Here is a 15,498-nt window from a genome sequence, read left to right as displayed (position 1 = left end):
CAGGACCCGTGCCGGGCCGCCTCGCAGGGGACTCGGGCGGACGGCCAAGCCCGGCACGGGAGTTCGAGAGGGGCGCTAGCGCCTGGTGAGGGTGTGGATGAGCAGCGCGCCGAAGGTGATCACGACCAGCGACACCAGCGCGGTGGCAATGACCGCCTCGGTCACTCGGGAGCGCACCGGGCGCCGGGCCCGGCGGGCATCCCCGTGGCTCACCACGACGGGACCATCGCGTTCTTCAGAAGGCGGCACGCCCCGGCGAGGAGGTAGAGGCGGGCTGCGGGGTTGGTGAAGGCCCCGGTCTGCTGATCGTGGTGGACGGATCTGGCATGGCCGATGCTGTCGGCGAGTACGTCGCGAGCGCGTTGCTCGGCAGGGCTGCGGCGCGGCATGCGGCCCAGGTGGTACTCGGCGGGCGTGATGAGCGCGGCCAGGTGAACGGTCAGTTCGGCGGCCACGGCCTCGGCGAGTCGGCTGGTCGGGTCGGTGACAGCGAGTCCTTCGGCGCGGTGGACCGCGCTGTCGACGAGGGCCAGGTCCACGGGGGTGCTGGTCCGGTGGTGGGGGTGGGGTGTGGTCATGAGGGTCACCGTGGGCTCCCTGGCTGGACGTGATGGTTCCGTCTTGTTCCTGACGTACAGCCAACTACCGGTCACGCTGCGCGGGTACCGTGAAGGAAGAGCGCGCACGTAAACGCCGTAAAAGCACTCGGATCTGTCGGGAGAATCACCCATGGCAGGCACACCGCGTACGCCGAACACCAGCCTGGCAACCCTGCTTGACCAGGGGCAATGCCAGCGCGAAGAGCTCGCCCGCGCTGTGAACCGCATCGGCACCCTCGCCGGGATGCCACTGACCTACAGCGGACAGTCCGTCTCCATGTGGCTTCGCGGGCACCAGCCAAAGCAGCAGGTCAGGGCGGTAGTGGTGGCTGCTCTGTCGGAGAAGCTCGGCAGGCCCGTCACGCACGAGGAAGCGGGCCTGACCCCCGCCACCCCCTCCGATGGATGTCAACACCTCGACACTGTTGAGGAGTTGATCGACCTGGGAAGGGCGGATATGGATCCCTCTCGACGCGGCGTTCTCGCAGCCGGTGTATTTACCGCGGCGCTGGCCGTGCCCGTCTTCGGCACAGCGACAGCGCACGCCGGCGAGCCGGTCGCACCAGGCAAGGCCACCACTCGGATCGGCGGCTCGCAGGTCGCCTCGGTGAGGCGCACGACCATCAGGATCGCGGACATCCTGGACGAGGACGGTGCAGGTCACGCGCGGCCGATGGCGGCAGCGTTCCTCGTGAACACGGTGGGACCGTGGATGAAGGCACAGGCGTCTGAGGCGGTCGCGGCCGACATGAAGGCCGCGGCCTCGGATCTGACGTATCTGACAGGCTGGATGGCGATGTACGAGAAGGACCACGCCGCCGCCCAGCGCTGGTACCTCAAAGCCCTCTCCCTCGCCGACGAAGCCGGGGACCACGTGACGTACTGCCGCACACTGCGGGGCATGTCATTGCAGATGACGAGCCTTCGCCACGGCCACAAGGGGTTGGAGTTCGCCGACAGCGCCGCCGAAGCCGCACCGCAGGCCGGTCCTCGTCTGGTGGCGTTCCTGCGCGGCCAGCAGGCCCACGCCGCGTCCATGGTGAAGGACCGCAGGCAGGCCCACACGCGGCTGAGCGAGGCCGAGGCCGCACTGTCCAAGGCCGACAACCGGCGGGACGCCGTGGGTGGATACGACCGCACCGCATGGCTCTTCCACCTCTCGCATGTCCTGTACGAGGAGCGGGACCTGCCCGGCAGCATCAAGGCGCTGCAGGACTCCATCAAGGTGCAGCCCGCACAGGAGCGGCAGGGCCGTGTGCATTCCTACGCCTTGCTGGCTCAACGGCAGCTCGCCCATGGGCATCTGGACGCGGCGTGTGCCTCCTGGAACCGCTTCCTGAACGAGTACGAGCTCGTCTCCTCCGCACGCGGCGACGAGCACTTCGGGACAATGCGCCGAGAGATGCGCGCTCACGCCGGCGCGCGGCCGGTGAAGCAACTGGCGGGACGCGCGAGGGAAGTCGCCGCCCTCAAAGCCTGAGGGCTCAAGACAGGCCATGGGACGCAGGCCGCCCGTCCAGTCACCCGATGGGCACCGGATCGACGCAGAACTCAACTACAGCCGCGGATAAAGCCGTGGACCGGGAAGGCCTGGGGCGAAGGCACCCGCCGACGGGGGCGTACGAGTCGCCTATCAGTTTCCGTCTCGCCCGCCCAGCCCCTCACCGTCCATCCCGTACATCCGCGCCGACGCGTCCACATGCGCCATCCGCCGCATCGCGTTGAACACCGCCTCCCCCAGCACGGTGCCGATCACCACGCTCTCCACCAGGTCTTCGACCGCCACCCGCCGGTCCACGTAACCGAGGTCGGCGCGGGCGACCATCTCGGCGGCGTCGGCGTACTCGTCGAGCAGTTCCGCGAACGCTCCGTGGCCGACGCGCCCCATGGCGGCAAGGGCCCGTGACAGGTCGGCCCCGGCGGGGTTCGACTCGTGGGTGCGCCAGCCGCGGCGCGCGATCAGCTCCGCGACCGCAGCATTCGCCGCCGCCGCCTCGGCGTCGTCGTCACCCTCCCCCGCCGAACCGAGCCGGTCGGCGGCAGCACCGAGCACCTTGTGCAGCGGGCGCTCGGGGTCGTCGACCGCGCCGAGCACCTCCGCGATCGCGGCCACCTTCAGGCCGCCCACGTCGAGCAGCGCGCGGATGAGACGCAGCCTTCGCTCATGGGCCTCGCCGTAGTGCGCCTGGTTCGGGCTGCTCAACTCGCCCGGCGGCAACAGCCCTTCACGGACGTAGTACTTGATCGTCGGCACCGGCACACCGGTCCTGCGGCTCAACTCGCCAATACGCACGGCCTGCCCACTCTCCTGTTCGCGCTGCCGCTCGCCACTCTGCCACCGGCTACGCCCTTGCCATCCCCGACCCCCATCATAGATAGTGGCGCTATCGGATAGCGGAAAGTGCCACTATCCATTTCGCCCCTCTCTTCTCTCTTCTCAGCGACCATCTCGGGGGTTCCCCATGTCTTCATGGCATTCATGGCACCGGCCGCTCGTGGCGTTCTCCGCGGCCATGGCCGTTCTGGCCGTTCTGTCCGGCATCGGCCTGGCCGTCGACGATCGCTTACTCGTCGGCTCGCCGATCTGGTTCAAGCCGTTCAAGTTCTCGGTCTCGTTCATCGCCTACGGGCTCTCGCTCGCCTGGATGCTGTCGCTGCTCGACCGCGGCCGGAGGGCGGGCTGGTGGGCGGGCACGGTCGTCGCCGTGTCGAGCCTCGTCGAGATGGTGATCATCACCGGGCAGGTGGTGCGGGGGAAGCGCAGCCACTTCAACCATCAGACCCCGTTCGACGAAGCGCTGTTCAACGCGATGGCCGTCACCGTCGTCATCCTGTGGCTCGGCACCCTGCTCATCGCGATCCTGCTGCTGCGCGCCCGCATCGCCGACCGCGCCTCCGCCTGGGCGATGCGCTGCGGGATCGCCATCGCGCTCGCCGGCGCCGCCGTCGGCTTCCTCATGACGCAGCCGACACCCGATCAGGAGCGGGGCACCTCGTCGATCGTCGGCGCCCACAGCGTCGGCGTACCGGACGGCGGCCCCTCCATGCCGCTGACCGGCTGGTCGACCACCGGCGGTGACCTGCGCATCCCGCACTTCGTCGGCATGCACGCGCTGCAGCTGCTCCCGTTGCTCCTCATGGGCCTCACGGCACTCGCCGCGCGCCCCCGCCACGGCCGCCTGGCCGACGAGCGGACGCGGCTGCGGATCGTGCTCGTCGCCTCGGGTGCGTACGCGGCCTTCTTCGCCCTGGTCACCTGGCAGGCCCTGCGCGGCCAGCCGCTCCTGCGTCCGGACGGCGCGACGCTGACGGCGGCGGGACTGATCATCGCCGCCACGGCCGCAGGCGCGTACGGAGCCCTGCGTACCCCGACTCCCCCTGACAACCGCCTGGTTCAGGCATCTGGAACACCCGGAACCCCCGCAACACCCGGAAGCAACGAAGAAGACGACGACAACAACAAGGAGCTTGTGTCATGACCGGTTTCCTCTTCGAACTCTCCTTCTGGCTGGCCGCCCCGGTCTGGCTGCTCATGATCTTCGCCCCGGGGTGGCGGACGACCGCCCGCGTCGCCGCCTCTCCCCTCACCGTCGTACCGGTCCTCGCCGTCTACGTCGCGATGGCGCTGCCCGTCATGCCCGAACTCTGGGCCGCCGTCAGCAGTCCGGACATCGACGGATTCCGCGACCTGCTCGTCCTCGCCAACGGGGCGGGCGCGATCTGGGCCCAGGTCATCGCCTGGGACCTGCTGATCGGACAGTGGATGTACCACGAGGCGCGGCGCATCGGCATCCACCCGCTGGTGATGGGACCGCTCCTGGTCCTGACGATTCTCCTCTCACCGTTCGGACTGCTGCTCTTCCTGGCGATGCGGGCGGTCCTGGCCCGGCGGACGGACCTCGCTCAGCCGCGCTCGCCCGCGGGCTCCATGCCGCGCTGATCGACGACGGCGCGGCCCAGGACGGCGACGCTGCCGCCGAGGACCTCGGCGTTGCCCTCCTTGCCCGGCCTGCCGCCCGGCTTGTGGTTCTTGGTCATGTAGCCGCGCGAGCCGAGGTAGGCGAAGGACTTCTTGTCGAAGATCCATTCGTTGCGCGTCGCGAACGCCGACTCCTCGATGGTGATGCCGATCCCGTGCCGGCCCGCCGCGTCCACCGCGTCGGGCACCTCGACCACCCCGGGGAGCTTGGCGACCGCCTTGTAGAACGCGGCGGCGTTCTCCGGCGGCATGATCGTCTGGCTGAGCAGGTCACCGATCCGGTCGAAGACGGCCTGCGCCTTCGTCTCCCGCTCACCGCTCACCCGCGTCTGGGCATACAGCTTCTTCAGGAGGGCGTCGGGATCGGTGGGCAGCGAGGCGAGCCAGTCGTACGTGGGGCGCTCGGGCCCCTCCGGAATGGCGCCGGTGTCATCGGAACCGTCCACGGCGGATGCCTCGATGGGCAGATCCTGTCCGGGCATCGACGCCCCCTTGCCGCTCTCGCGGATCATGCCGATGTCCGTGACGGGGGCGGGATTCTGGGACATCCAGACCTGCTGCGTGTACGGGTCGCCGAGCTTCACCTTGCCATTGATCTTGCCTTCGTTGCTCCGGACCAGGCTGCGCACGTAGACGAACTGGCTGTCCTTCACCGGCTCCGATTCGGCCTCCAGGGACGCGGTGGCGATCCGGTCGAGGGTCACGGCCGCACCCGTGGCCGCACCCGGCGCGGCACCCGGAGCGGCCCCCGGGCCCGCGCCCATGTCGCGCACGCCGTCGGTGTTCCCGAAGGGAAGCGCGGCGGTCAGGATCCCGGCCACGGCGAGCGCGGCGGCCGCCGGCATCAGCACCGCGGGACGCAGCAGCCTGCGGCGGGGCGCTTCACGGACGGTGGTGTCGTCGTGGGTGAAGCCGTCGCGGGCGGAGTCGTCACGGGCGATGTCGCCGTGAGCGAAGCCGTCGCGGGCGGAGTCGTCACGGGCCGTGTCTCGGTCGATCTGCTGCATCAGGACGTCCTTGTGGTGAAGGTGACGCCCCGGCGGGAGTTCCCATTCGTCTCCGTCCGACTCCGGCAGCAGGCGCGCCAGTTCAGCGGCCTCGGCCTCTCCCCGGGACGGGGTGGCGGCGTTCATCGGAATTCCTCCCGCAGGGGCAGGGCCGCGAACGCGGCCTCACTCTCTACCTCTCCGCGGCCACGGAGAGGTTCCGTCACGTCCTTCACTGCCGACTCAGCAGTCCCATCGCTCCTGCCGCTCCCGTCCTCACTGAGCTTCCGCAGCCGTGCACGGGCCCGCGAGAGCCGCGACCGCACCGTGCCGACCGGAACGCCCAGCGCCTCGGCCGCCTGCGCGTAGTCGAGCCCCGACCACACGCACAGGACGAGCACCTCGCGCTCCTGACGGCGCAGCCGGCGCAGCGCGCCGTGCACCGCCGCAAGGCGTCGCGCGTCGTCCATCCGCCCCGCCGACTCCTCGGCGAAGTCGGCCACTTGGGGCGGGGACGACTGACGGGACAGAAAGGCGAGTCGCCGTCTCAGTCCGCGATTGGCGTTCTGCGCCTTGTGCGTCGCGATGCCGAGCAGCCACGGCTTGAGCGAACCGCCGTCCGGTTCCAGCCGGTCGCGGGTGCGCCAGGCCGCCAGGAAGGTCTCGGACATGACCTCCTCGGCGGTCGACCAGTCGCCGGTCAGCCGCAGGGCGTGGTTGTAGACCGTCCGCGCGTACGCCTCGTACAACTCGCCGAAGGCTTCCCGCTCACCTGCCCGTATCCGTGCATGGATGCCATCTCCCAATTCAGTAGGCCTCACACCACGTATCTCTCCGCACCCCCGGACGCGTTCCTGTGCCCCTCGTCACACCACCCACACCGCCCCGCCGCGTCACACCACTTCACTGACCCGGTCACACCACTTCACTGACCGGCAGCCCCGCGGCCCGCAGCCTCCGGTACTGCCCCGGCGCCACCCCGAACTCCCGCTTGAACGCCTTGGAGAAGGCGAACTCCGAGGTGTAGCCCGCCCGTTCGGCGACCTGCCGCAGCGGCAGGTCCGCCTCGCGCAGCAGCCGCCCGGCCGTCGTCATCCGCCACCACGTCAGATACGCCAGCGGGGGCGACCCCACGGTCCCCGCGAACCGGCGGGCGAAGGGAGCGCGCGACAGACCCCCGAGCGCGCCGAGTTCCTCCACCGTCCAGGGATGCGCCGGGTCGCCGTGGACGGCCCGCAGCGCGGCCGCCACCGCCGGGTCGGCGAGCGCGGCGGACCAGCCCGTCGGGTGCCCTGAGCCGTGCCGCTCCCGGAGCCACCACGCCCGCAGGATGTAGAGCAGCATCGTGTCGAGCAGCGCGGAGACGATGATGTCGGCGCCGGGCTGCGGCTCCTCCAGCTCGGCACCGAGCAGTTCGACGGCGGCCCGCAGCGAGGGGTACGCGCCGACCCTGGCGGGCAGATGAACCACCTCGGGGAGCTCCGAGAGAAGCGGGTGCGCGCGGGCCCGGTCGAGCCGATAGGCCCCGCAGAGCAGCACGGTGGCAGGGCCTTCGCCCGTGACCGAACCCCGCTCCGGCGGCGCGGGCCAGGAACCGTCGGGCTCCAGCTCGAACCGCTCCAGCGGCGCAGCCGGATCACTGGCCAGCGCGTGGCCGTAGCCGTGCGCGAGGAACACCACGTCACCGGGGCCGAGCCGGACGGGTTCGGCGCCGTCCCGGTCCGGGATCAGCCAGGCCGAGCCCTGCAGCACCACATGGAACCCGGCACCGTCGTGCGTATCGAAGTGCACACCCCAGGGGGCGTACTTGTCCCGGATGCTGGAGTGCGGGCGCCCCGTCCGCATCGCCGCGATCGCGTCGCTCAGTACGTCCATGTCCGTACGGTAGCGACCACCACGGGCAGCGAGACGCACGGACAGGAAACCGAGATCGGCAAGCATGGTTCGTCTCGCGCGGCCCACCTAGCGTTCTCGCCATGACAACGAACGGCGAATCGAACGGCACAACCACCGCCCGCACCGTGTTCTTCGACGAGATCGGCGACTCGGAAGTCCTCCAGATCCGCGAGGTGGACCTGCCCGCCCCCGGCCCCGGTGAACTCCTCATCCGCGTCGAGGCCCTGGGCCTCAACCGCGCCGAAGTCCTCTTCCGCTCCGGCGGCTACTACTACCAGCCCACCCTGCCCGGCTCGCGGCTCGGCTACGAAGCCGCGGGCACCGTCGAGCAGATCGGCGAGGGCGTCGGCGAATTCGCCGTGGGCGACACGGTGTTCACCGGGCCCGGCATCGAGATGAGCGCACAGGGCGTGTACGCCGAGCGCGTCGTCCTGCCCGAGTCGGCCGTCGTGCCGCGTCCCGCCGAGGTGGACGCGGTCACCGGCGCCGCGGCCTGGCTCACCTACACCACGGCGTACGGCGGAATGATCGAGACGGGCGGCCTCCGTCCCGGCGACCACGTCCTGATCACCGGCGCGTCCAGCGGGGTGGGCACGGCCGCCATCCAGGTGGCCCGGCGCGTCGGAGCCGTGCCCATCGCCACGACGCGTACCGAGGCGAAGAAGCAGCAGCTCCTCGATCTCGGCGCGGCGCACGTCGTCGTCACGGACGACGAGGACGTCGTGAAGGAGACCCAGCGGTTCACCGGCGGGCGCGGCGTCGACCTCGTCTTCGACGCGATCGGCGGCCCCGGCTACCGCACCCTGGCCGAGACACTCGTGCCGGAGGGCGGCACCATCGTCTCCTACGGCTGGCTCGACCCACGCCCCGCCGAGCTCCCGTGGATCGCCGGGCTCAGCATCCACGTCTACGCCAACCTCCAGCTGACCACCACGCCGGGCGGCCGCCGCCGTTCCACGGCCTTCCTCAACCAGGGCCTGCGGGACGGCGCCTTCCGACCGCCGATCGCCGAAGTCTTCGACGGCCTCGACCGCATCGGGGACGCGCACCGCCTGATGGAGTCCAATACGCACACCGGCAAGATCGTGGTGAAACTCTGAGAGAGGCCGACCCACCCAACCGGAACCACCCGGCCGGAATACCTCAGCCGTTCCGGAGGTTGGCTCCGCTACGACCCCAGCGAACCAACCCCCGGAAGGGCCAGTCATGAAGATCGGCATCATCGGCGCGGGCAACATCGGCGGCAACCTGACGCGCCGCCTCACGACCCTCGGCCACGAGGTCTCCGTCGCGAACTCCCGTGGCCCGCAGACCCTCACCGCCCTCGCCGAGGAGACCGGCGCGACGCCGGTGACGGTCGAGGAGGCCGCGCGCGGCGCCCAGGTCGTCGTCGTGACGATCCCCCTGAAGGCCGTCCCGAACCTGCCGTCCGGCTTCCTCGACGGCGCGGCCGAGAACGTCGCCGTCATCGACACCGGCAACTACTACCCGCAGCGCGACGGGAAGATCGCCGAGATCGAGGACGGCCTGACCGAGAGCCGCTGGACCGAGCGCCAGATCGGCCACCCGGTCATCAAGGCCTTCAACGGCACGTACGCCCAGGACATCCTCGACAAGCCCCAGCCGAGCGGCACCCCCGACCGCGTCGCCCTCCCGGTGTCCGGCGACGACGAGGCCGCCAAGAAGGTCGTACGCGACCTCATCGACGAGATCGGCTTCGACACGGTCGACACGGGCGGCCAGGACGACTCCTGGCGCCAGCAGCCGGGCACACCGGTCTACGGCCTGGCCAAGAACACCGAAGCGATCACCAAGGCACTGGCCGAGGCATCCCCGGAGCGCACGGCGGAGTGGCGCGCCTGACCTGACCGAGCGACGGGCCGCGCGCGGGACGCCTACGCCTAGGGCTACGGCTTGGCCTACGGCTACGGCTTGGCCCAGTCCCGCAGCGCGTCCTCGCTCGCGAAGTCCGCCACATTCTTGTCCAGCGGCGTCGACGTGTACTGGTGGATCCGCCACTTCGCCTGGATGCGGGGCTTGCCCGCCGTGACGTAGTCGGCGATCCACAGTGCGTCGCCCGCGTACGAGGTGTCATCGTGGTTCAGCCAGAAGTCGCGGTTGCAGTACAAGATCACCCGGTGGTTCGGGCGCAGTCGCTTCACCTCCCGGATGAAGCGGTCCTTCTCCGCGTTGCTCGCGCGCGTGTGATCGCCCGTCCATTCCCAGTCCACCGCCAGCAAGTCCCCCGCCTTCTCCGGGGCCTTGCTCACGAAGTACTCCGCCTGTGCCGTGATGTTCCCCGGCCACAGGAAGTGGTAGAAGCCGACCACGCAGCCGCCGTCCCTGGCCCGCTTCGTCTGTGCGGTCAGTCTTGGGTTGACGTACGAACGGCCCTCCGTCGCCTTGATGATGACGAAGGAGAGGCCGTCTGTGTCGAACGTGGACTGGTACGAGCTGACGTCGATGCCTTTCAGCACGGGCGACCTCCTGAGCGGCAGAGGGAGGGCAGGTGGATCTACCCTTCTCGTGCCCGGTGGCCGGGATGGTCAACCGTTGAACCGCTCAGCGGAAGATCCCCGTGTGGCCCAGCGAGTAGCGGCCGGGCTGCGGGTACACCGCGAGGCCGTGCGGGCCGCCGCCCACCGGGATGCGGGCCGTCTGGACTCCGGTGCGGGTGTCGATGGCGTACACCTCGGAGTCGTAACGCCCGGAGAGCCAGAGGGTGTTGCCGTCCGCCGAGACACCGCCCATGTCGGGGCTGCCGCCCTGGGGGAGCTTCCACTTCTTGGTCAGCTTGTTCTTGGGGAAGTCGAAGACGGAGACGGTGCCCTCGCCGCGGTTGGACACGTACATCTCGCGTGAGTCCCGGCTGACGTACAGGCCGTGGGTGCCCTTGCCGGTGGGCAGCAGCTTCGGTTTCTCGAACTTCTCGCCGTTCAGGACCCACATGCCGTCGGCCATCATGTCGGCCACGTAGAACGTCTTGCCGTCGGGCGAGATCTTCACGTCCTGCGGCATGGCGCCCTTGAAGGGCAGCTTCTGCTGGCCGATGACCTTCATCTTCTCCGTGTCGACCTTGAGGAGTTCGCCGGAGAACTCGCAGGAGACGATGAAGTAGCGGCCGTCGGCGGAGAAGTCGGCGTGGTTGACGCCGTAGCAGCTGACCGGTTCGGTCTTGACCTTCTTCATGGTGTGCGGGTCGCGGAAGACCAGTTCGCGGTCCATCGAGGCCATCACGATGGCGTACTTGCCGTTGGGCGTGAAGTAGAGGTTGTACGGGTCGTGGACGTCGACCGGCTTGCCCGCCTTGCCGGTCTTGGGGTCGATCGGGGTGAGCGTGTGGCCGCGGTTGTTGTTGACCCAGAGCGTCTTCATGTCCCAGGAGGGGACGACGTGCTGGGGCTGGACCCCGACGTCGATCGTGTCGATCACTTCGTACTTCTCGGGGTCAATGACCGAGACGGTGTTGGAGTTGGTGTTGGGGACGTAGATCCGGGAGGGGAAGTCCTTGACCACCGGGGAGAGCTTGTTGGGGCGGTCCGCCGCGTAGACGTCCTTCGGGTCCAGGACGGGCGGCATGCCCGGGAGGCCGGGCGCGATCTTGGGCTTGGCGGGTTTCTGGATGCCCTGGGTGCTGAGGGCTTCGTTCTCGCGTGCGTCCGCGCCACAGCCGGCGAGTGCCGCGGCGACGACGGCACCGGCGGCGATGACCGCTCCGGTGCGCTGGGTGAGGTTCAGGTGCAGGGTCATCAGGTCAGCAACTCCGTGGTGGTCACCGCGCGCAGGCCGCGGCGGTCGAGGGCTTCCAGGACGGCGGGCAGCGCGGCGACGGTGTCGGCGTACCCGAAGTGCAGGCTCACCACGGAGCCCGCGCGCACCTCCGAGGCGACCTTGCGGGTGACGGCCTGGGCGCCCGGCGAGGTGAAGTCGAGTGAGTCGACGTCGTACGAGAGGACGTGCGGGTAGCCCGCGCGGCGTGCGAGGCGGGCGACGAGCGGGGTCGCGGTCTCGGCGCGCGAGGGGCGGAACCAGGTGCCGATGGAGCCGGTGAGGCGGCGCAGTCGGTCGGCGCAGCCGGTGATCTCGGCGGTGGCTTCGGCCTCGGTCATCTCGTTGATCGTGCGGTGGTGGTGGGTGTGGTTGCCGAGGTCGTGGCCGCCGTCGAGGATGCGGCGGGCGAGCTCGGGGTGTTCGTCGAGCCAGCTGCCGACGGCGAGGACGGTGATCCTGGCGTCCGCCTTTTCGGCGATGGCGAGCAGGGATCGCGCGGTGGCCGGGTCGCCCTGGCCGTGGAAGGTGAGGGCGACCTGGGGGCGGTTTCGGGGGCTGTGCGCGATCTGGTCGGGCAGGCCGGGGAAGCGGCGGGGCGCGGGGGCGGCGCGCGGGGATTTCGTGGCGGGGTGCCGGGCGGCGGGTGCGGCCTGGCGTGCCGCGGGGGCGGATCCGGCGGCGGAGCAGCCTGCGGTGAGCGCGCCGGCGACGGTCAGTGCGGCGCCCGCGCGCAGGGCTCCGCGGCGGTCAGTCTCGATCACGCGACCATTTAATGGTAAAAGCGGGCAAAAGCCGCTGATTGCCCGCGCTCCACCTGTGCGGGTCGGGGCCACGGGGGTACTTGCCCCCTTCATCGCCCCTTGCGGAACACCTGCCACAGCCGGAACTTAACCAGCGTTTACCAGGCAGGTGTCCCAGCTCACCAAGGATTCACCTTTGGAGTGTCACGCTTTGCACCTGTATGACCGGATAGGGACTTTTGGATCGCTGGCCCCTGTCTGCCATAGTCGGAGCCACGACCCCCATTGACCCGGGCTCAGGTCGTCATCAGCGCCCGTGGACCACACCCCTTTGTCCACGGCGCTCCGCGAAGGCCCCCGCAATGCCGTAGCCGGCGACCGGGGGCTTTCGCGTACCGCCCCCGCACCGCCCCGGAGCCCGCGCACCGCCTCGGAGCCCGCGCGACCCCTCAGCGGTCGGCGACCCGCATCTCGAACCAGGTCGTCTTGCCGCGCGGCAGCAGGTCCACGCCCCACCGGTCGGAGAGCTTGTCGACGAGGAAGAGGCCGCGGCCACTGAGGTCGAGTTCCTGGACGGGCATCAGGCAGGGCAGTCCGCGCGAGGGGTCGCGCACCTCGATCCTGATCCAGCCGCGCCGCCGCATCATGCGGAGCCCGAAGACGCGGGCGCCGGTGTGCCGCACGGCGTTGCCGACGAGCTCGGAGGTGAGGAGCACCGCGTCCTCGGTCAGCTTCGGGGAGAGCCCCCAGTGACGGAGCACGACGACCTGGGTGAGCCTGCGCGCGATGGCGGCGGACTCCGGGCGCGACGGCAGCGGAACCTCCGCGTCCGTCGGATTGCCGAACAACTCGAGCGCCTTGAGCGCGTGTTCGTCCTCAACCGCCGGCGACCAGCGCGCCGCGGTCGCACTCCCGTGTCGCCGCGGCTGTTCGATACCCTCCAGCCCCGCCATGCCCCCCATCATGGCCGCACAGAGCGTGTTCCGGGGCCGTTCCGACGGAATAAGCCCCCCGGAACCATCCATTCCGGGGGGCTGGGTAGGCATATGCCAGGGGCAGAAGGGACCCCATGGCACCCCTGTTGACCTGCGATGACTACCCGCTTACGAGTGATCACTTACGGCCGCGAACAAGGCAGACTTAAGGTTCTCTTAAGCTGCGCATAATCCGCTCCTTCGGGGGACACTTTGGCTGACGCGTCCTCAACTGAACGTGATCCAGAGGAACTTCGGACGCCGCGGACGGAACGCGGGACGCCACCTCAGGGAAATGTAGGACGTCGCCTCAGGGAGACGCGGGACCTCGCCTCAGAGGAACTTCGCCTTGCCCGGACCCTCTTCGACGAAGCTGCGCATGCCCCGCTCGCGGTCCTCGGTGGCGAACAGACCCGCGAACCAGGTGCGCTCGATCGCGAGCCCGGTGTCGATGTCCGTCTCCAGGCCCGCGTCCACGGACTCCTTGGCGGCGCGCAGCGCGAGCGCGGGCCCCTGCGCGAGCCGCGCGGCCCACTGCTTCGCCTGCTCGTACACCTCGGCCGCGGGCACGACCCGGTCCACCAGGCCGATGGTGAGCGCCTCGTCGGCCTTGACCATGCGGCCGGTGAAGATGAGGTCCTTGGCCTTGGACGGGCCGACCAGACGGGACAGGCGCTGGGTGCCGCCCGCGCCGGGGATCAGGCCGAGCAGGATCTCCGGCTGGCCGAGCTTGGCGTTGTCGGCGGCGATGCGGAAGTCGGCGCAGAGGGCGAGCTCGCAGCCGCCGCCGAGGGCGTAGCCGGTGACGGCGGCGACGACGGGCTTGGGGATGCGGGCGACGGCGGTGAAGGAGTCCTGCAGCGCCCTGGACCGCGCGACCATCGCCGCGTGGTCCATGGCCTGCATCTCCTTGATGTCCGCGCCCGCCGCGAACACCTTCTCGCCGCCGTAGATGATCACGGCGCGTACGTCGTCGCGCCGGGTCGCCTCCTCGGCCAACTCCTTGAGCCGGTCCTGCAGGGCGATGTCGAGCGCGTTCATCGGGGGGCGGTCGAGGCGGATCGTACCGACGCCTTCGGCGACTTCGAGATGCACAGATGTCATGCGGGGCACGTTAGCCGTGCCCCGCACGGGTCTGCCGACCGGTCAGGCCTTCCACTTCTCCCAGGACATGTTCCAGCCGTTGTAGCCGTTCTCGGGCTGGATCGTCTTGTCCGCGGAGTTCTTCACGACCACGACGTCCCCGATGAGGGAGTTGCTGAAGAACCACCCGGCGGGCGTCTTCTTGCTGTAGCCGCCGCGCACGTCGCTCAGGCCTATGCAGCCGTGGCTGGCGTTCGTGTTGCCGAAGGCGCCGCCCGACCAGTAGTTGCCGTGGATGAACGTGCCCGACGTGGACAGGCGCATCGCGTGCGGGACGTCCTTGATGTCGTACTCGCCGCCGAAGCCGACGGTCTCGCCGTTCATGCGCGTGACCTGGAGCTTCTCGCTGATGACCATCTGGCCGTTGTACGTCGTCGTGCCGGGGGCGCCCGCGGTGATCGGGATCTTCTTGATCTGCTTGCCGTCCCGGACGACCTTCATCTGGTGCGACTTGGCGTCGACGGTGGAGACCTGGCTGCGGCCGATGGTGAACTTCAGGGTCTTGGCCTGCTCGCCGTAGACCCCCGGCCGGCCCTCGACACCGTCGAGGTTGAGGTTGACGGTGACCTTCGTCCCCGCCTTCCAGTACTTCTCGGGGCGGAAGTCGATGCGGTCGTTGCCGAACCAGTGCGGCTCGACGTCCACGGCCGGCTCGGTCTTGACCTCGATGGCCTTCTCGACGGCCTCCGGGTCGGTGATGCCACGCGAGAAGTGGACCGAGAACGGCATTCCGACGCCGACCTTGGAGCCGTCCTCCGGCGTGAACTGGCCTATGAAGGTGTTCTTCGGCGTCAGCGTCGTGAACGTCGTGTCCTTGGCGGACTCACGTCCTTCGGAGTCCTTGGCTATCGCGTGGACCTTGTACTTCGTGGAGGCGGCGAGGTGATGCGCCGGCGCCCACGAGGCTCCGCCCGAGGTGATCTTGCCCGGGACGGGATTGCCCTTGCTGTCCTCTACCTTGACCTCGGACAGCTTGCCCTTGTCGGCGGCTATCTTCAGTGCGCCGCTGGTGGCCACCGAGTCGGCGCCGTCCTTCGGCGCTATGTTCACCACCGCGGTCGACGGCGCGTTCTTGTCGGCCGCCTTGTCCTTGCCGTCGCCGCCCGCGTCCGAGCCGCCGCCCCCGCCGCATGCCGTGACCAACAGCAGCGTCACACCCGATGCCACCGCAAAGAGGCCCTTGGTGCCCCGTCGCCGTGCGCGCCCCCGCGCACCAACCGACGTCCCCGATATCGGTCGCCCGTTCAAGATGTGTCTCCCCTCGCACGGCCTGGTCAGGCCCGCACCCCAGTGCATCTGCGCGCACAGACACGCGCCTGCGCTAGATAACCACACGGCCCTGACCGATGACTCCCCGCCAATGTCACTGTTCAGTCCCAACTGCGCATGGGGTGCGGTCCTGCCTCGGTT

At 69.7% G+C, this 15,498-nt stretch carries 17 protein-coding genes; 5 read left to right on the top strand and 12 right to left on the bottom strand.

Annotated elements, in window-relative coordinates; translation table 11 throughout:
* Positions 1-75: 75 nt before the first annotated feature.
* A complete protein-coding gene (locus AC07AG_RS15255) occupies positions 76-216 on the bottom strand; it encodes a hypothetical protein (RefSeq protein WP_478755342.1) in 141 nt (46 codons plus the stop codon).
* Positions 210-578, bottom strand: a complete 369-nt coding sequence (locus AC07AG_RS15250; protein WP_478755340.1) for a hypothetical protein — start codon at positions 576-578, stop codon at positions 210-212. Before AC07AG_RS15250 ends, AC07AG_RS15255 begins: the two co-directional genes overlap by 7 nt.
* A gap of 151 nt (positions 579-729) precedes the next feature.
* Here AC07AG_RS15250 and AC07AG_RS15245 point away from each other — a divergent pair, with 151 nt between their 5' ends.
* On the top strand, positions 730-2,079 hold the full coding sequence (locus tag AC07AG_RS15245; protein ID WP_478755338.1) for a hypothetical protein: 1,350 nt from the start codon (positions 730-732) through the stop codon (positions 2,077-2,079).
* Between the two features lie 153 nt (positions 2,080-2,232).
* On the opposite strand, the gene AC07AG_RS15240 is transcribed toward AC07AG_RS15245, so the two are convergent.
* A complete protein-coding gene (locus AC07AG_RS15240; protein WP_478755336.1) occupies positions 2,233-2,892 on the bottom strand; it encodes a MerR family transcriptional regulator in 660 nt (219 codons plus the stop codon).
* Positions 2,893-3,061: 169 nt separating this feature from the next.
* On the opposite strand from AC07AG_RS15240, the gene AC07AG_RS15235 reads away from it, so the two are divergent.
* On the top strand, positions 3,062-4,078 hold the full coding sequence (locus AC07AG_RS15235; protein WP_478755334.1) for a hypothetical protein: 1,017 nt from the start codon (positions 3,062-3,064) through the stop codon (positions 4,076-4,078).
* Positions 4,075-4,539 carry an ABA4-like family protein gene (locus tag AC07AG_RS15230; RefSeq protein WP_478755332.1) on the top strand — a complete coding sequence of 155 codons (465 nt, stop codon included), beginning with the start codon at positions 4,075-4,077 and terminating at the stop codon, positions 4,537-4,539. The genes AC07AG_RS15235 and AC07AG_RS15230 overlap by 4 nt, the downstream gene beginning before the upstream one ends.
* Here the strand turns inward: AC07AG_RS15230 and AC07AG_RS15225 are convergent.
* From AC07AG_RS15225 to AC07AG_RS15215, 3 genes are all read right to left on the bottom strand, one after another.
* Positions 4,503-5,711, bottom strand: coding sequence for a CU044_5270 family protein (locus AC07AG_RS15225; protein WP_478755330.1), 1,209 nt, complete (start codon positions 5,709-5,711; stop codon positions 4,503-4,505). The genes AC07AG_RS15230 and AC07AG_RS15225 overlap by 37 nt on opposite strands.
* Positions 5,708-6,358, bottom strand: a complete 651-nt coding sequence (locus tag AC07AG_RS15220) for an RNA polymerase sigma factor (protein WP_478755584.1) — start codon at positions 6,356-6,358, stop codon at positions 5,708-5,710. Before AC07AG_RS15220 ends, AC07AG_RS15225 begins: the two co-directional genes overlap by 4 nt.
* A gap of 121 nt (positions 6,359-6,479) precedes the next feature.
* Positions 6,480-7,439 carry an AraC family transcriptional regulator gene (locus AC07AG_RS15215; protein WP_478755329.1) on the bottom strand — a complete coding sequence of 320 codons (960 nt, stop codon included), beginning with the start codon at positions 7,437-7,439 and terminating at the stop codon, positions 6,480-6,482.
* Positions 7,440-7,540: 101 nt separating this feature from the next.
* Between AC07AG_RS15215 and AC07AG_RS15210 the strand changes: the two genes are divergently transcribed.
* Entirely contained in the window at positions 7,541-8,560 is a 1,020-nt protein-coding gene (locus AC07AG_RS15210; RefSeq protein WP_478755327.1) for a zinc-dependent alcohol dehydrogenase family protein, read from the top strand.
* 106 nt (positions 8,561-8,666) lie between these two features.
* On the top strand, positions 8,667-9,323 hold the full coding sequence (locus AC07AG_RS15205; RefSeq protein ID WP_478755325.1) for an NADPH-dependent F420 reductase: 657 nt from the start codon (positions 8,667-8,669) through the stop codon (positions 9,321-9,323).
* A 62-nt stretch (positions 9,324-9,385) separates the two neighbouring features.
* Here AC07AG_RS15205 and AC07AG_RS15200 read toward each other — a convergent pair whose 3' ends face one another.
* From AC07AG_RS15200 to AC07AG_RS15175, 6 genes are all read right to left on the bottom strand, one after another.
* Positions 9,386-9,937, bottom strand: a complete 552-nt coding sequence (locus AC07AG_RS15200; RefSeq protein ID WP_478755324.1) for a glycoside hydrolase family 25 protein — start codon at positions 9,935-9,937, stop codon at positions 9,386-9,388.
* An 85-nt stretch (positions 9,938-10,022) separates the two neighbouring features.
* Positions 10,023-11,210: a YncE family protein gene (locus tag AC07AG_RS15195; RefSeq protein WP_478755323.1), complete on the bottom strand. Its 1,188-nt coding sequence runs from the start codon at positions 11,208-11,210 to the stop codon at positions 10,023-10,025.
* Complete coding sequence (locus AC07AG_RS15190) at positions 11,210-11,992, bottom strand: polysaccharide deacetylase family protein (protein ID WP_478755321.1); 783 nt, start codon at positions 11,990-11,992, stop codon at positions 11,210-11,212. The genes AC07AG_RS15195 and AC07AG_RS15190 overlap by 1 nt, the downstream gene beginning before the upstream one ends.
* A gap of 428 nt (positions 11,993-12,420) precedes the next feature.
* A complete protein-coding gene (locus AC07AG_RS15185; protein WP_249587637.1) occupies positions 12,421-12,924 on the bottom strand; it encodes an ATP-binding protein in 504 nt (167 codons plus the stop codon).
* A 354-nt stretch (positions 12,925-13,278) separates the two neighbouring features.
* Entirely contained in the window at positions 13,279-14,049 is a 771-nt protein-coding gene (locus tag AC07AG_RS15180; RefSeq protein WP_361049810.1) for an enoyl-CoA hydratase/isomerase family protein, read from the bottom strand.
* 42 nt (positions 14,050-14,091) lie between these two features.
* Entirely contained in the window at positions 14,092-15,336 is a 1,245-nt protein-coding gene (locus AC07AG_RS15175) for a L,D-transpeptidase (protein ID WP_478755318.1), read from the bottom strand.
* Positions 15,337-15,498: the final 162 nt, after the last annotated feature.

Source organism: Streptomyces sp. NPDC044044, from assembly GCF_056434405.1.
Note: the sequence above shows the minus strand (reverse complement) of the source record. Positions and strands in the feature narration are given on the sequence as shown.

What these genes read in the sequence shown, in the direction of transcription:
- AC07AG_RS15235 (WP_478755334.1), top strand. Translation starts at nt 3,062, where the DNA reads ATGTCTTCATGGCATTCATGGCACCGGCCGCTCGTGGCGTTCTCCGCG.
- AC07AG_RS15215 (WP_478755329.1), bottom strand. Translation starts at nt 7,439, where the DNA reads ATGGACGTACTGAGCGACGCGATCGCGGCGATGCGGACGGGGCGCCCG.
- AC07AG_RS15180 (WP_361049810.1), bottom strand. Translation starts at nt 14,049, where the DNA reads ATGACATCTGTGCATCTCGAAGTCGCCGAAGGCGTCGGTACGATCCGC.
- AC07AG_RS15195 (WP_478755323.1), bottom strand. Translation starts at nt 11,210, where the DNA reads ATGACCCTGCACCTGAACCTCACCCAGCGCACCGGAGCGGTCATCGCC.
- AC07AG_RS15210 (WP_478755327.1), top strand. Translation starts at nt 7,541, where the DNA reads ATGACAACGAACGGCGAATCGAACGGCACAACCACCGCCCGCACCGTG.
- AC07AG_RS15225 (WP_478755330.1), bottom strand. Translation starts at nt 5,711, where the DNA reads ATGAACGCCGCCACCCCGTCCCGGGGAGAGGCCGAGGCCGCTGAACTG.
- AC07AG_RS15185 (WP_249587637.1), bottom strand. Translation starts at nt 12,924, where the DNA reads ATGGCGGGGCTGGAGGGTATCGAACAGCCGCGGCGACACGGGAGTGCG.
- AC07AG_RS15250 (WP_478755340.1), bottom strand. Translation starts at nt 578, where the DNA reads ATGACCACACCCCACCCCCACCACCGGACCAGCACCCCCGTGGACCTG.
- AC07AG_RS15230 (WP_478755332.1), top strand. Translation starts at nt 4,075, where the DNA reads ATGACCGGTTTCCTCTTCGAACTCTCCTTCTGGCTGGCCGCCCCGGTC.
- AC07AG_RS15205 (WP_478755325.1), top strand. Translation starts at nt 8,667, where the DNA reads ATGAAGATCGGCATCATCGGCGCGGGCAACATCGGCGGCAACCTGACG.
- AC07AG_RS15245 (WP_478755338.1), top strand. Translation starts at nt 730, where the DNA reads ATGGCAGGCACACCGCGTACGCCGAACACCAGCCTGGCAACCCTGCTT.